Here is a 15813-nt window from a genome sequence, read left to right on the forward strand (position 1 = left end):
ATTATTCATAATCAGAGTATCTATCCCTCCCCTACGGGGGAGGCTAGGTGGGGGCTGATGACAATAGTCGGAGTTACTTCTCTAATCATCTTCAGCCCCCTCTCGTTCTCCCCCGTATGGGAGGGACGGTTACACTTGACCGTTTGATTATCAAAGGATTATCCATAATCAGAGTATCTATCCCTCCCCTACGGGGGAGGTTAGGTGGGGGCTGATGACAATATTCGGAGTTACTTCTCTTATCATCTTTAGCCCCCTCTCGTTCTCTCTCGCATGGGAGGGACGGTTACTTCGGCTATTGACTTCAGCCCCCACCTAGCCTCCCCCGTAGGGGAGGGACGGTTACTCTTGACTGTTTGATTGTCAAAGGATTATCCGTAATCAGAGTATCTGTCCCTCCCCTACGGGGGAGGTTAGGTGGGGGCTGATGACAATAGTCGGAGTTACTTCTCTAATCATCTTCAGCCCCCTCTCGTTCTCTCTCGTATGGGAGGGACGGTTACTTCGGCTATTTGACTTCAGCCCCCACCTAACCTCCCCCGTAGGGGAGGGACGGTTACTCTTGACTGTTTGATTGTCAAAGAATTATTCATATTCAGAGTATCTGTCCCTCCCCTACGGGGGAGGTTAGGTGGGGGCTGATGTCAGAATGCGGAGTTATAATAAGTATTTTTCTTAAGTCAATTGGCACGTAAATCAGCGGAAAAGTATTATATTTGCAAGTCATAAAGTCAATCCCCAATAACCATACCATGACAGGCGACTGGAAATACCTTTTCATCACATACGGAATGGCCATCATGTTCTATTCGATGATGGCATGGCTCTTCTGGTTCCGATCCAAAGGGCGGGCAAAACACATGATAGCCTTCATCATGCTGATGATAGCACTGCAGAATGTGAAAGACCTCGCCATCATAGACACCGACAACGCCTACGACCCCTCGCTGTCGGCAATCGCCACATGTGTAGACATCATCGCTGTGCCGATATACGGCTTCATCCTCGTGGAACTGTGCCGGCCGGGATGGATAAAGACGAGGTGGATGGTGATGACAGAAGTGCCGTTCGTGGTGATGTCGCTGCTCTATGTCTTGACGCAGAACCACCTCTTCTATATGCTCCTCTGGCTGTTGTCGCTCGCCTATGGCCTGTGGTGCATCGTCTGGGTGGCACACGACCTGCCACGCTATCACCGCTGGCTCAAGAACGAATACTCATATCAGGAGAACATCAACCTGCACTGGCTGAGAGGAGTGACACTGCTCTTCTTCATAATCCTCTGCATCTGGGTGGTGGACTGCATATATCCCTCCACCCTCATCGACACCATATATATATTGTCGTCGCTTGTGGGATGGATGGTGGTGTGCTACTTCATCAACAGACAGGAGCTGGTGATAAAAGAAGTGATAGACTCATTGCCGACCGAAACCGCCGAGCCCCATGCCCCCGCTGCTGCCGACGGAGAGACGGAAGAAAGCGACAACGAACGCATCAAGCTACTTTCAGAACAGCTTGAGAAACTCTTCACCGTAGACAAGGTTTATCTCGAACCGCGACTGCGCCTCGTGGACCTGGCACAGAAGTTGGGCACCAACCGAACATACCTCAGCAACTTCTTCAACAAGGAGAGGCAGACCACCTTCTATGAGTTTGTGAACGGCTACCGCATCTCCCACTCGGAGAATCTGCTCACTACCACAGACTACACCCTGGATGTGGTGGCGGAATTGTCGGGATTCAACTCCCTTTCCACCTTCCGCCGCGCCTTTTCGGTGAAAAACAACTGTAGTCCGCAGGAGTACCGGAGTGTCAATACGTCAAATTGTCAGAATTGACGGCCACTGTAAATGCCGCTGAATCAATGCTATGTACGCATTGACACACCATTTTTACCGTTTGACACTCTGAAAAGGACGAAAATTTGTAAATTTGCGCTGTTGTTAAGACATACTTATACAAAGGACCAACTATCCATATATACGACAGACGCAAAGACTTTTACTGGCGAGTAACAGCAATAGCTGAAAAAAATACGTAGAATACCAACCGGAGACTATCTATACTTGGATGATTTAAAAGGGAAGCCCGGCGGCAGCGGTGCCGTCGGGTTATTTTGTGTTGATAAAAAGACAATATTTGTCCTTATTTTGGGCACGGTGCTTGCCCATGTTGGGCACGGTGCTTACCCCGGTTGGGCAACGTGCTTGCCCCGGTTGGGCACGGTTGCTGTCTAAAATGTGCCCAAAATGTAGGTGCTTCAGCAATCATAAATCCATGCAAATCCGATTGCCAGAAGGGTATAAAAAAAGGTCGGATATGTTTCGCAACATAACCCGACCGACATGTTTTCTAACTAACTTATTATCAACTATTCATTACTCTTTTTGAATTCACGCTGCAAAGTTAATACTAAAAGTGGCAATGTCATACCCCTTTTGGGATAAAATAACACGAAAACGTTTGCAGAATCAAGCAAAATGTCTAATTTTGCATACTGATTATAGTACGACTTATATGTAGTATCATATCACCGGCGTATGACACCAACAGAGGCGGTGTTTTTTTTTTGTATAGACTTGTTCATTACATTATAAAGAATTTATATGAAACAGCATAGAGTATCGCTAAAAGACCTGGCGGCGCAGCTCGGAGTCAGCATCGCCACTGTTTCACGAGCCTTGCGCAACAGCCATGAAGTGGGCGAAGAGCTTAGAGAGCGGGTGCAGAAGCTCGCCAAAGAGCTGAACTATCGTCCAAATCCATTCGCACAGAGCCTCAGAAGCGAAGCACCGAAGGTGATAGGAGTGGTAGTGCCCAATCTCGTGACCCACTACTATTCAGCTGTACTCGACGGAATAGAAGACTATGCCTCGCAGGAAGGATATTCGGTGATGGCTATAAACAGCCACGAAGACTATCTGAAAGAAGAGAAGGCTATCAACAACTTCATAAACATGCACGTGGAAGGAATCATAGCCTGTCTGTCGCAAGACACCACAGACTATTCCCACTTCGAGGAGATACACAAGATGGGAATCCCCCTTGTGTTCTTCGCCCGCACCTGCATGCCGGAACTCTTCTCACAAGTGGTGGCAAACGGTGACGAGGCAGCGCAGCAGGCAACGGAGCATCTCATCAAGACCGGCAGCAGGAGAGTGGCGTTTCTCGGAGGTCCCAACCACCTCGACATGGTGAAGCGGCGCAAGCACGGATATCTGGAGGCGCTCAAGGCAAACAAGATACCGATAGACAGAGATATCATAGTGTGCGGCAAGATAAACTTCGCACAGGCACAGCAGCAGACGATACGCCTGTTGAAGAAGGAAAACCGCCCCGATGCCATCCTTGCCTTCAACGACATCATCACCTATGCCGCCTTCACAGCGATAAAGTCGTTGGGACTGCGGATTCCGGAGGATGTGGCGATAATCGGTTTCACCGACACCGAGGCATCTGAATACGTCACACCGAAGCTCTCCACGATAGAAGACCAGTCGCATAAGACAGGAACCCTGGCCTGCGAACTGCTGATGAGAGTGATAAAGGGCGACACGAAACACTACCACGAGGTGGTGCCGATGAAACTCATGATAAGGGAGAGCTCCGCAAAGATAAAAGAAAGCAAGCAGTCATAAAACCGCTACATCAAGCGGTATTACTTAAGGAAAAAGATTATTCATATTTGTGACGCGCCCCCAGCATCGTCATGCCGGAGCGCGTCATGATATTACACAAACTACAATCAACAAAAGTTTCAAGCACATGAAGAAAAATTTCGCATTGGCAGCCCTTGCTGCTGCCGTGATGATGTCGTGCGGCTCTACAAAGAGCGTGGGCGACGCTACAGCTCTCAACGGAGAGTGGAATATAATGGAAGTGAACGGTTCTAAGGTGGACAAGGCAGATGTGGAGGAAGCTCCATTCCTGGGTTTCGATGCCAAGGACAACAACGTGTATGGCTGTACGGGATGCAACAGACTGACAGGAACACTGAAAGTTAAGGGCAACGGCGGCATCGACTTCGGTCAGATGGGCTGCACACGGATGCTCTGCGCCAACATGGAAGTGGAGCGCCAGGTGCTCGACGCTCTCGGAAAGACAGCCAAGTATTCTCTCGACGGCACTGGCAAACTCACACTCACCGACAAGAGCGGCAAGACCGTGATATTGCTGGAGAAGAGAAAGTAAGAGACAATCCCGTCTTATAGAATCAGCCCCTCCCTTTTCGCATTGCGCAAGAAAGGAGGGGCTGATAATTTAACCCAAATCGGTCATTAGGCCGTTTATTGTATTTTTTAATTACTGCTTGCAGTCTTTTGTTTTTTATAAGGCGTCTTTTGTCTGTTTTTAATTCGCAATAGCTCGCTATTACTCATTAAAAGCCAAACAAAATCCACTCTTCTAAAAGAACAAAATCCAAGCAAGCCCTAACGACCGATTCGGGTTTAATATAACGACCGATTCGGGATTAATCATCGCTTTGTGTGGTTCACTCCTGCCATGATATGGCGAATTTCTCAATGCCGAGAGCCTTCAGCATCTTTCCGAATTGCAGAGAGGCATTCTCCCTTGCCGTTTTGATGTTCTCTTCAGTGAGGCAGCGCGTCAGCATCTTGGCGTAGGCACGGTGGTATAGGGAGTCGCGGTCAGCATCCGTCCAGCTGCCCGTCTCTATGAAAGCCTTTGTCCGTGCCTCGTCGATGAAATCCTTGTCGAGCAGTTCAATCTTCGGCAGCGCCACCAGCACACTGTCCCCCTGCTGACGAATCCAGCGAGGCGACACATCATGCATGTTGATGCCAAGACTCAGTTTGCCGTAGTATATCCTCACCAGTTTGTCGTCGCGCAGGAATCCTCTCTTGATGGTGTCCACCAGTTCCTCGTCGTTTACGGAGAGGAATTCCCATTCTCCGATCTGTTTCATCGACGTTATGATGGTAGGCGTCACATCGATTCTGTCGTCCACCTCCAGCCTTGCCGATGAAGTCTTCGCCGTATGGCAGAAGCCAAACACCAATACCACCACGGCAATCACCGCCACTGCCCATAGCATGATGTTCAGTTTTGTGAGCGTTATCTTGTTTTTTCCGGTCTTGTCCATAATATCCCCTTCCTATTTCCTTTCCGCATCACTTGCGGTCACAATCATTTTCTTTATCTCGTTGTCGGAGAAATCCTTGCGGAACGATATCGTTATGTCCTTCTCGTTGAATCCCATTCCCACGAAGAAAGGCACCATCACCCTTGCCGCACTCTCCTTTGCCATCTCCATGATGCCCGTCTGCGGGATGTCGTTGATGATAGCCTGTCGCCCCTGCTGTTCATAGCCCGCCATCTCCTTGTCGGAGAAATTCTGTCGGGTCAGAGCCACATATTTTCTTATCTCGCCGTGGTTGATGCGGCTCGATGTCATCTCGATGCGAGGGTCGGGGAGCGTGACGTCAATCTTGTCGCCGACGCGGCGGACGTTCTTCTCAGAGAACGAGGAGAGATCGATATACGCCTTCACCGTGGCGTCGATGGGGATGGCGATCTTTCGGGAGCCCATGGGCAGCGCCACGTCGTAGTCCTGGTTGAGGAACTTGCCCTTCATGCGTATTTCGTCATCGTGGGTTATTATCTTGTGCATCTTGTATTCCGCGGTATACAGGCGCGAACACTTCTGCACCTGCATCACCAGCATCGGTATGGTGTCAACAGATTCCGGCTGCTGCCGGGGAGTCTGCTTCCGGGAGCACCCGGCCACGGCAAGCGCTGCAAAGACAATAAGAAAGTTAAAGTATAGTCTGTTCATCATTTCGTTTCAATGCTATTTGGATTGTCGAATATATGCAAAGTTAATGAAAAAAAACGTTTGATGAGGCTTTGTGTACCTAATTCTTTCAAAGGTAAAGCATTTTTAGGACTTTACTTCACGCTGGCTCGTTTTTTTGCATTACCTTTGCAGACAGTGACTTGCATACGCCGGATAGTGGGCAGTATGCTTTTATTTGAAAAGGACATAAGAATGAAGAAAACCGTATTTTTCGCCATTGCGGCACTTTGTCTGCTTGGCATCACCTCGTGTGAGGAGAAAAAAAAGACAAAAGATATAATAGCCACGAAACCCGTTGTAAAGCCCGTTCAGAGCGGTCCGAAGAAGATGTCGGAGTTTGAGCGCACAGAAAAGGTGGAGTGGGGCGGCGAGACCTATAAGGTGACCGTGAAGCGCAGCGCCACAGACAATGAGTTTACCGACGACAACGGCAAGCGGTATTATGACAACCGCTTCATGCTGACGATCATCAGACCCGACGGTTCGGAGTTCGTAAGGCGTGAACTCACCAAGGAGTCATACTCCAACATCGTGGATGCTTCCTATCTCGCCAAGTCTACAGCCCTCGGGCTGGCATTCCTTGAGGTGAAAGACGGAAGACTCGTATTCCTCGGCAGCGTGGGATGTCCTGATGAGCTCAGCGATGACTATATCCCAATCTCCATCACCATCTCCCGCAACGGCAGCTTCTCTATGAAGCAGAGCGACACCAATGGCGAGAGTTCAAGCGATGACGAGGGAGTGTAAGGGCGTTTAGTCCCTGTCCAGCCCGTCAACTTTATAAAGCAGATATAAACCCAAATCGGTCATTAGGCCGTTTAATGTCATATTTTACAACTGCTTGCAGTCTTTTGCTTTTTATAAGGTGTCTTTTGCCTGTTTTTAATTCGCAATAGCTCGCTATTACTCATTAAAAGCCAAACAAAATCCACTCTTCTAAAAAGCAAAATACAAGCAAGCCCTAATGACCGCTTTGGGATAAAAATAAAAAACGGCATAATGACTGTGTTTGGGGGCTTAGTCCCAAATCGGTGATTATGCCGTTTTTCTGATTATCTTTTTATCTTTTTATCTAATTATCTTATCGTCAGCTCCACAGGACAGTGGTCGGAGCCGAATATTTCCGTGTGTATCTTTGCTCCAAGCAGTCGGTCGTTGAGCCTTGCCGATGTGATGAAATAATCGATGCGCCACCCTGCGTTCTTCTCCCTCGCATGAAAGCGGTATGACCACCAGGAGTATATCTCCTTCTGGTCAGGATAGAAGAAACGGAAGGTGTCGGTGAATCCACTGTTGAGCAGCGTCGTCATCTTGTTGCGCTCCTCGTCGGTGAATCCCGCATTGCGGCGGTTTGTCTTGGGGTTCTTCAAGTCAATCTCCTCGTGAGCCACGTTCAGGTCGCCACAGAAAATCACCGGTTTCTTTTCGTCCAGTTTCTTGATATAAGCCAGAAAGTCATCCTCCCATGTCATACGGTAGTCCAGTCGGCGCAGCTCATTCTGTGAGTTTGGCACGTAAACGGTGACAAGAAAGAAATCCGGCATCTCCAGCGTAATCACTCTTCCCTCGTGGTCGTGTTCCTCCACTCCTATGCCGTACGACACGTTCAGCGGTTCGTGTCTGGTGAATATCGCCGTACCGGAGTATCCCTTCTTTTCGGCATAGTTCCAATACGACTTGTAACCCTCGAAGCTGATGTCGAGTTGTCCCTCCTGCATCTTCGTTTCCTGCAGACAAAAGAAGTCAGCGTCGAGTTCTTTGAATATTTCGCTGAATCCTTTTCCCACGCAGGCTCTCAGTCCGTTGACGTTCCATGATATCAATTTCATAATAGCATTTTTTTTTTGATAAAATCCTCACGCTCTGAAATGTGAATACATTCCCATTTCTCTCGCTTAATAGGATTTTTAGTTGGTAAACAGTGTACTAATCTCCTCGTCAACTCGTTAACTTGTCAACTTGTCAACTTGTGTATAAATAAGGGCGGACCTGATGCAGCCCGCCCCGATTATAGATGATTTTATTACTGATTTAAAATTGCGTTCAATAGCGCATTGTTTAGAACTTCGCCATTTTGATGGCGTCGATTGCACATTCGTCACCCTTGTTGCCGTATTTGCCTCCGCATCTGTCGAGCGCCTGCTGCATGTCGAGTGTGGTGAGCAATCCGTAGATTACAGGAATCTCGCTCTTGGCGTTGAGCCTTGCGATACCGTAGGTCACACCCTGACAGATGTAGTCGAAGTGTGGAGTCTCACCCTTTATCACGCTTCCCAGGATGATGATGGCGTCGTATCCGCCGTTGAGAGTCATCTGGTGGGCACCATAGATAAGTTCGAAACTTCCCGGCACCGTCTTCACGTGTATGTTTTCAGGCAGAGCGCCATGCTTCTCAAGCGTGCTCATACATCCGTTGAGCAGTGCGCCCGTAATCTCAGGGTTCCACTCAGCCACTACGATGCCGAAGCACATATTGCTCGCGTCGGGTATCTTGTCAAACTCGTAGTCAGACAAGTTGTGTAATGCTGTTGCCATTATTTTGTTGTAGCTCTTTCGATATATTTGTCTATCTGCTGATAAGCGGCAGAGTTGACATACTTCTTCTTGATGTCCTGATAGATCTGCAGAGCCTCGTCCTTCTTGTTCTGGCTCTCAAGGATTTCGCCAGCCTTGATGAGGAAAGTAGGAGAGAGACTGTTGTTGGTGTTGTCCTCAGCCTCGTCGTCAGCCATCTTGGCAGCCTTTTTGAAAGACTCCACAGCCTTGTCGAGCTGGTTCAGGTGAGCATAAGCGTCACCCAGGGCAGCCACTGCAGCAGGGCTGATCATCATGTCGTCGGCAGAAGAATAGTTCTCCAGATAGCTGGCAGCCTCTTTCCATTTGTCGAGGTTTGCGCAGCAGAGTCCGGCATAGAGGTTAGCCAGATTGCCAGCCTTAGTTCCGCTATAGTCAGAAGTGATGGCCTTGAAACCCTTGAATCCGGCACCGTCGCCATTGAAAGCCTTGTCAAACTGCTGGTTTGCGAAGTAATCCTGACCCTTGGCGATTGCAGTGCTTGCCTCGTCCTCTCTTGGCTCAGCATAGTAAGTCTTGTAAGCCAGATAGCCAGCGATGATGATGATGATTGCTAACACACCGTAGATGAGAGCCTTCCTGTTCTTGATGAGGGCAGCCTCTTTCTTGTTCAGAGCGTTGTCATTGTTCTCAGCGCCCTTTTTTTCAACTGATATTGCCATTTTATGATTTTGTTTATTATTCCTAATTTATAAAGCGTGGCAAAATTACGTAAATATTCTCATATATTGAAATTTATGATTGTTTTTTTTCTTTCTTGACTCATAAACCTTTAACTTTGCAGTGATAAAACAATCATTTTCGCCATGCCAGCCCTGTTGACAGAGGTTAGTGGAGACCATGCGAGAGGCAGCGGGCACGACGGAAAAAGATTGTGAGACAATAAATTTGATAATCAGAAAATACTCCGGAAAGAAAGTCATGTATCTAAAGAACATCAATATTCTCGGCTATAAGAACATAAGGGAATCATCGCTCCACCTCTCGCCGGGCATCAACTGCTTCATCGGTTCAAACGGAGAGGGCAAGACGAATTTCCTCGATGCCGTGTATTATCTTTCTTTCTGCCGCAGTGCCACCAGTTCCGTAGACTCCACGGTGATCAACCACGACTCGGATTTCTGTGTCATCGAGGGAGTGTATGAAAACGAGGATGGCGACGAACTGGATATCTATACCGGCATGAAGCGCGGAGTGAAGAAACGCTTCCGCCGCAACAAGAAAGACTACAAGCGCCTGTCGGAACATATCGGACTCATTCCGCTGATTATGATATCCCCCTCAGACACATATCTCATAGAGGGAGCGAGCGACGAGCGGAGGCGCTTGATGGACGTGGTGATATCGCAGACCGACGCCACTTATCTGCAGGCGCTGTCGAGATATAACAAGGCATTGCAGCAGCGCAACTCCCTCCTGAAGATGGAAGAAGAACCAGACGGCGCACTGCTCGACATCTGGGAGGAACAGATGGCAAAGGAGGGCGAACTGATATACGAGAAGCGAAAGGCCTTCGTCAGCGAGCTGCTGCCACAGTTTCAGGATTACCATACACGAATTTCCGGCGGCAAGGAGAAGGTGAGTCTCAACTATGTGTCGCACTGTCAGCGCGGTCCGCTGCTCGATGTTATCCGTCGCGACAGAATGAAAGACCGTGCCGTGGGATATTCCCTGCATGGCGTACACCGGGATGACCTGGAGATGCTTCTCGATGGCTTCCCGATGAAGCGCGAGGGCAGTCAGGGGCAGAACAAGACCTTCGTGGTGGCGCTGAAACTGGCACAGTTCAACTATCTCTCCGCCACAGTGTCGAAGACCTGTCCGATACTTCTCCTCGATGATGTGTTCGACAAGCTCGACGCCATGCGCGTAGAACAGATAGTAAGGCTCGTTTCAGGTGAGGCGTTCGGACAGATATTCATCACCGACACCAACCGCGACCATCTCGACTCTATTCTCGAAGCGAGCGACTCCAGTTACAGGATATTCAATGTGGAGGGGGGAAAGATAGTATAGACCTACATACACACAGCCGTATGGTCTGTTTGTAGGGATTGGATTAAGAATCAAAAAAGGAAAGGAGAAAATATATGTTCAGACGTGATGTACAGAATCTTGCCGATGTGCTCAATCTCTGTTTGAGACGCAACGGCCTTGAGACGCCGCTCCTCCAGCATCGTCTTGTAAACGCATGGGATAGGGTCGTGGGACCGGGCGTGGTGGCATACACCGGAGAGAAGTTCATAAAGAACCAGACCCTGATGGTGAAGATAAAGAATCCCGCCCTTCGTCAAGATCTCTCCATGATGAAGCAGCGGCTTATCACCCGTCTCAATGGTGAGGTGGGCAGCATGATAATAACTGATATAAAGTTTTATTGACCGCAGACCACCATGTCCATCCTGTTGTCATGTTCGTCGGCAGGCACTGCATCTACGAACTGGAACGGGAAACATATACCTATTTTATATGTATTCCCCTTCCTGTTTTCACGCTTTTCATTGACGCCTTTTCCGCTTTCACACTTTTCATTGACGCCCCTCTTTACGGCAGCGTTCAGAAAGCGGTCGTAATATCCCTTTCCTCTGCCGAGGCGGTTGCCGTCCTTGTCGAAAGCCATTCCCGGAATCACCGCCACGTCGATGTCTTCATAATCAGTGAAGAGTTTTCCGCACGGTTCCATGATGCCGAAGCTACCCACCTCCAGGTCAGCGTCGCCATCGTATTCCCTCAGTTCCATCTCGCAGTCGCTGATCACCTTTGGCAACACGATTTTCTTTCCCTCGCCGTGCAGCCTGTGTATCATATCCATGGTATAAACCTCGTCGGGCAGAGAACAATAGAGCATCACCGTTGTTGCCTCCTTGATGCATGGAAGCTCAAGGAGCTTTCCCGTGATTACGGTAGAAAGCGCCTTGAGTTCCTCTTGCGTATGTTGCTTCTTCAGCTGTCTGACAGCCTTTCTCAATTCTGTCTTTGTAAGCATGTTGTTAGTTTTTCTTTGTCAGATTATTATGGTCGGGTTCAGGTCGTCATCCCGTTTCGCCTCATTTGCCATTATGCAGCTTCTTTCCCTTTGCTGCAGCCTTCTTTGTGGCAGCCTTAGGAGCAGGCTGAGGTTTCTTGGGGAACGCCGCATTGTTCTTGAACACGTTGAGGGCAGCGTCTATCACCTTGTCGTCGCCGTTGATATACTGCGTCCATGCCTTCTCGTCGAGGATGTTGTATATGATGCGGCTGTTGATATAGCGGTCGAGCAGTCTGTGCGACTTCTTTATCATCAGGTTGCGCCTCTGGAGTCCGTTCTTGTTGGCGAATGTGGCGAACTTGTCCACGAGGTTCTGTTTCTTCAGATAGTCAGCCAGTTCCATCATCTCCTTATACGAGTTCAGCTTGATGCGGTTGTCGTCGGTATATACGAAGGCAAATTGCAGGATGAGTCCGCTCATGCTCGCCTCTTTCAGGTATGACGTCATGCCGATAGTATCTTCCGGTACGAAGATGTCAGGCGTGATGCCGCCACCGCCATACACCGTCCTGCCGATGCCGGTGTGGTAGGCAGGTCCCGTGTGCTTGATGCTGTCTTGTGAGAAGAATTCGCCGTGCTGGTATCTCGCCAGCAGGTCCTCTTCGTAGTCAACATTGTCGCCAGCCGTATAAGGCTTCTGGATGCAGCGTCCCGATGGGGTGTAGTAGCGGGCGGTGGTCAGACGGATAATGCTGCCGTCGGGGAATTCCATCTGTTTCTGCACCAGTCCCTTTCCGAACGAGCGGCGTCCGATTATCGTTCCGCGGTCGTTGTCCTGTATAGCTCCAGCAAAGATTTCAGAAGCCGATGCCGACGCCTCGTTGATGAGCACTACGAGCGGTATGCTCTGATAGCTGCCGCTGCCGTCGCTGCGGAACTCCTGTCTTGGCGATTTCCTTCCTTCGGTATATACAATGAGCTTGTTCTTGGGCAGGAACTCGTTTATCATCTGCACAGCCGATTCGAGATATCCGCCCGTGTTGTCGCGCAGGTCTATCACGAGGTTTGCGAATCCCTCCTGCGACAGTTCCGCCAGAGCCACGAGCAGTTCGGCGTAAGTGTTCTCACCGAAGTTCTTTATCTTGATATATCCCGTATTCTCATCGAGCATATACACCGCCGAGATGCTCTTCTGAGGAATGTTGGCACGCGTTATGGTGAAGTATTTCACGGCTTTCGATCCATACCTCATCACTCCGATTTTCACCTTAGTGCCCTTTTGTCCCTTCAGTCGGCGCATCGCCTCTTCGTTGGTCACCACCTTTCCAACGAAAGGCTTTCCGTCCACGCTGACTATCTTGTCGCCGGCCAACACGCCGGCCTGCTGTGCCGGACCGTTCTTCACCACGTTCTGCACGTGGATGGTGTCTTGTCGGATAACGAATTCCACACCGATTCCCGAGAACGAGCCCTTGAGGTCGTCCTGCGTTCTCTGCACGTCTTCGGCGCTGATATAAACCGAGTGAGGGTCGAGGTCAGAAAGTATCTGCGGTATCGCCATATCAACGAGCGAGTCGATGTTCACGTCGTCAACATATTGATCGTCGATGATATGCAGCAGGTTGTTCAGTCTGTTGCTTCCCGAGTTTATGATATTCAGTCTGTTGCCCGAGAAATGGTTGGCATAGAAAGTGCCGATCACCACACCCACTATCACGCAGATTGCCATAAGCATCGGCGTCAGTCGGTTGGGTCTATTTTGTCTCATATTCGTCTGGATTAAGATGTATCACATTGATTTTAGCCCTTTTCAGAAGGTCGATGCCCTCGCTGAGCCTGTATTCCCTGGCATAGACGACACGTTTGATGCCGGCCTGTATTATCAGCTTGGAGCATTCTATGCATGGAGCGTCGGTGACGTAGAGCGTCGCTCCGTCGCTGTTGTTGGAGCTTCGGGCGAGTTTCGTTATGGCGTTTGCCTCGGCATGGAGCACGTAGGGGTGAGTCACGTTGTTCTCGTCCTCACACACGTTCTCGAATCCGCTTGGCGTGCCGTTGTAGCCGTCGCTGATTATCATTTTGTCTTTCACGACAAGGCATCCCACCTTTCTTCTCTCGCAGTAGCTGTTCTCCGACCATATACCTGCCATGCGCAGGTATTTGAGGTCAAGCCTGAGCTGTTTCTCTTTGTCGTCCATGATTCTTGATAGTGTTTGTCGTTATTGTTGAGTCTGGCGGTTCTCCTCTGCCGAAGCTTTCTTTATTCCGTTTCTCTCAAGCAGTGCGTCGATGGTAGGTTCACATCCGCGGAATCTCTTGTATAGTGTCATCGGATGCTCCGTGCCGCCCTTCGACAGGATGTTGTCGCGGAAGCTCTGTGCCGTTTCCCTGTTGAAGATGCCGTTCTTCTTGAACACGCTGAAAGCGTCGGCATCGAGCACCTCAGCCCATTTGTAGCTGTAGTATCCGGCGGCATATCCTCCAGCCATGATGTGGCTGAACTGCACCGTCATGCACGTGTCTTTCAGCTGTTCCAGCACCATCGCTTTCTGCCATGCCTTTTTCTCAAACGGTATGATGTCGTCGGTGAAGGCATCCTTCTTTGTATAGTACGCCATGTCGAGCAGTCCGAAGCTCACCTGCCTCATGCAGCCGTATGCCACCATGAAGTTGCGGCTCTTCCTGATCCGCTCTATCAGTTCGTCGGGCAGCGGTTCGCCGGTCTTGTAGTGGAAGGCGAAGGTGCGCAGGAACTCCTTCTCGGCGCCATAGTTCTCCATGAACTGCGACGGCAGTTCCACGAAGTCCCACCACACGTTGGTTCCTGAAAGGCTCTCGAATCTGGTGTTTGCGAACATGCCGTGCAGGCTGTGTCCGAATTCGTGGAGGAAAGTCTCCACCTCGCCCAGTGTCAGCAGCGCCGGCTTCTCGGCAGTAGGTTTCGTGAAGTTCATCACCACGCTAACGTGTGGTCTCACGTTCTCCCCCTTCTTGTCAATCCATTGTCCCTGATATTCCGTCATCCATGCTCCGCCCTGCTTTCCCTTGCGCGGATGGAAGTCGGCATAGAACACGGCGAGATACGAACCGTCCTTGTCGAACACCTCGTATGCCTTCACGTCGGGATGATAGACGGGGATGTCCTTGTTCTCCTTGAATGTTATGCCGTATAGTCTGTTTGCCAGTCCGAACACTCCGTCTATCACGCGGCTCAGTTCGAAATAAGGGCGCAGCATCTCGGCGTCGAGGTTGAACTTTTCGAGTTGCAGTTTGTGGGAATAGAAGCTGAAGTCCCAAGGCTCCAGTTTGAAGTCGTCGCCCTCCATGCTCTTCGCCTTCTTCTCGATGTCGGCCACCTCCAGCTTTGCCGTAGGCATATAGGCGTCGATGAGGTCGTCGAGCAGCTTGTACACGTTCTGCGTATTGCTCGCCATACGGTTTTTCAATACATATTCGGCATACGTCTCATATCCCAGCAGCTGTGCTATCTCCCTTCTGAGGTTAACGATTCTCTTGCATATCTCCAGGTTGTTCTCCCCGTTGTCGTGAGTACACATCGTGTTGCGCTGCATATACATCTCGCGTCTCAGTTCGCGGCGTGTGGAATATGTCATAAACGGACTGTAGCTGGGATAGTCGAGTGTGAATATCCATCCCTTCTTCTCCTGTTCCTTTGCAGTCATGGCAGCCGCCTCCTTCGCCGTGTCGGGCAGTCCGTCGAGATCTTTCTCATCGGTGATATGCAGGGTGTATGCCTTTGTCTCCTTCAGCAGATTCTGCGAGAACTGCAGCGACAGCATGCTTGCCTCCTCGGTAAGTTTTCTCAGTTTCTCCTTTCCCTCGTCGTCGAGCAGTGCACCGCTTCTCACGAATCCGTCGTAGCAGTTGTCGAGCAGTCTCTGTTCCTCAGGAGTCAGTTCGCGGTGGTTGTCGTATACCGCCTTTATCCTCTCGAAGAGTTTCTTGTTGAGTCTCACGTCGTTGGCGTGTTTCGTCAGTATCGGCTGCATCTTCTGTGCCAGGGCGTCCATCTCGTCGTTGGTCTCCGCACTGAGCAGGTTGAAGAACACCGTGGAAACCCTCGACAGCAAGTCGTAGTATCCGTCCTTATCGTCGTCAACGTTGATTATCGTGTTGTCGAAAGTTGGTTCTGCGGGATTGTTGATAGTCTTTTCTATCTGTTCGTCGTCGCGCCTGATGCCTTCGAGGAATGCCTCCTCGTAGTCCTCGAGCTTTATCTTGTCGAAAGGCACCGTTTCGTGCGGTGTCTTGTATTGTTCGAGGAATGGGTTCACTCTTTTCGTCTTCTCAATTTCTTTTTCTTCCATACTGTATGTTGTCCTTCTTCTGATTTCGGTTTAAGATACTTATTTATTAATACAAAGATACCCTTTGTTTCTAAATGACACAACAAAATGGGTGACATTTCTCGCTGCTCTATCTTTTTTTA

General features: G+C 49.7%; 15 protein-coding genes. 6 read left to right on the plus strand and 9 right to left on the minus strand.

The genetic code is table 11. The annotated features are described in order from the left end of the window. Positions 1-752 precede the first annotated feature (752 nt). From ST42_RS10720 to ST42_RS10730, 3 genes are all read left to right on the plus strand, one after another. Complete coding sequence (locus ST42_RS10720; RefSeq protein ID WP_052488329.1) at positions 753-1841, plus strand: helix-turn-helix domain-containing protein; 1089 nt, start codon at positions 753-755, stop codon at positions 1839-1841. A gap of 768 nt (positions 1842-2609) precedes the next feature. Then, a complete protein-coding gene (locus ST42_RS10725) occupies positions 2610-3641 on the plus strand; it encodes a LacI family DNA-binding transcriptional regulator (RefSeq protein ID WP_044073510.1) in 1032 nt (343 codons plus the stop codon). A gap of 127 nt (positions 3642-3768) precedes the next feature. Further along, complete coding sequence (locus tag ST42_RS10730) at positions 3769-4194, plus strand: META domain-containing protein (protein WP_022317670.1); 426 nt, start codon at positions 3769-3771, stop codon at positions 4192-4194. 301 nt (positions 4195-4495) lie between these two features. On the opposite strand, the gene ST42_RS10735 is transcribed toward ST42_RS10730, so the two are convergent. Then, positions 4496-5107 (minus strand): DUF4230 domain-containing protein, encoded by a 612-nt coding sequence (locus ST42_RS10735; RefSeq protein ID WP_042518845.1) that lies wholly within the window; start codon positions 5105-5107, stop codon positions 4496-4498. A 12-nt stretch (positions 5108-5119) separates the two neighbouring features. Continuing rightward, entirely contained in the window at positions 5120-5803 is a 684-nt protein-coding gene (locus ST42_RS10740) for a DUF4230 domain-containing protein (protein ID WP_022317672.1), read from the minus strand. Between the two features lie 210 nt (positions 5804-6013). Here ST42_RS10740 and ST42_RS10745 point away from each other — a divergent pair, with 210 nt between their 5' ends. Then, positions 6014-6568 (plus strand): DUF4738 domain-containing protein, encoded by a 555-nt coding sequence (locus ST42_RS10745; RefSeq protein WP_044073544.1) that lies wholly within the window; start codon positions 6014-6016, stop codon positions 6566-6568. A 329-nt stretch (positions 6569-6897) separates the two neighbouring features. Here ST42_RS10745 and ST42_RS10750 read toward each other — a convergent pair whose 3' ends face one another. The 3 genes from ST42_RS10750 to ST42_RS10760 form a co-directional block, all read right to left on the minus strand. Further along, positions 6898-7653 (minus strand): exodeoxyribonuclease III, encoded by a 756-nt coding sequence (locus ST42_RS10750; protein ID WP_197068941.1) that lies wholly within the window; start codon positions 7651-7653, stop codon positions 6898-6900. Positions 7654-7879: 226 nt separating this feature from the next. Further along, the gene (gene ribH, locus ST42_RS10755; RefSeq protein WP_022317675.1) at positions 7880-8356 is read right to left on the minus strand and encodes a 6,7-dimethyl-8-ribityllumazine synthase; all 477 of its coding nucleotides are present in this window, start codon (positions 8354-8356) and stop codon (positions 7880-7882) included. Beyond that, positions 8356-9057, minus strand: coding sequence for a tetratricopeptide repeat protein (locus ST42_RS10760; RefSeq protein WP_022317676.1), 702 nt, complete (start codon positions 9055-9057; stop codon positions 8356-8358). The genes ribH and ST42_RS10760 overlap by 1 nt, the downstream gene beginning before the upstream one ends. A gap of 259 nt (positions 9058-9316) precedes the next feature. On the opposite strand from ST42_RS10760, the gene recF reads away from it, so the two are divergent. Both recF and ST42_RS10770 read left to right on the plus strand, forming a co-directional pair. Beyond that, a complete protein-coding gene (recF, locus tag ST42_RS10765; protein ID WP_044073545.1) occupies positions 9317-10411 on the plus strand; it encodes a DNA replication/repair protein RecF in 1095 nt (364 codons plus the stop codon). Positions 10412-10485: 74 nt separating this feature from the next. Further along, entirely contained in the window at positions 10486-10776 is a 291-nt protein-coding gene (locus tag ST42_RS10770; RefSeq protein WP_042518849.1) for a DUF721 domain-containing protein, read from the plus strand. Here ST42_RS10770 and ST42_RS10775 read toward each other — a convergent pair. From ST42_RS10775 to ST42_RS10790, 4 genes are all read right to left on the minus strand, one after another. Further along, positions 10770-11381: a 5-formyltetrahydrofolate cyclo-ligase gene (locus ST42_RS10775; protein ID WP_044073512.1), complete on the minus strand. Its 612-nt coding sequence runs from the start codon at positions 11379-11381 to the stop codon at positions 10770-10772. The two genes, ST42_RS10770 and ST42_RS10775, sit on opposite strands and share 7 nt — an antisense overlap. A 61-nt stretch (positions 11382-11442) precedes the next feature. Further along, entirely contained in the window at positions 11443-13131 is a 1689-nt protein-coding gene (locus ST42_RS10780) for a S41 family peptidase (RefSeq protein WP_044073514.1), read from the minus strand. Further along, the gene (locus ST42_RS10785; protein WP_022317681.1) at positions 13118-13561 is read right to left on the minus strand and encodes a deoxycytidylate deaminase; all 444 of its coding nucleotides are present in this window, start codon (positions 13559-13561) and stop codon (positions 13118-13120) included. Before ST42_RS10785 ends, ST42_RS10780 begins: the two co-directional genes overlap by 14 nt. Before the next feature lie 21 nt (positions 13562-13582). Then, complete coding sequence (locus ST42_RS10790) at positions 13583-15691, minus strand: M3 family metallopeptidase (protein ID WP_044073515.1); 2109 nt, start codon at positions 15689-15691, stop codon at positions 13583-13585. Between the last annotated feature and the right edge of the window lie 122 nt (positions 15692-15813).

Source organism: Prevotella pectinovora, assembly GCF_000834015.1.
GTDB lineage: Bacteria > Bacteroidota > Bacteroidia > Bacteroidales > Bacteroidaceae > Prevotella > Prevotella pectinovora.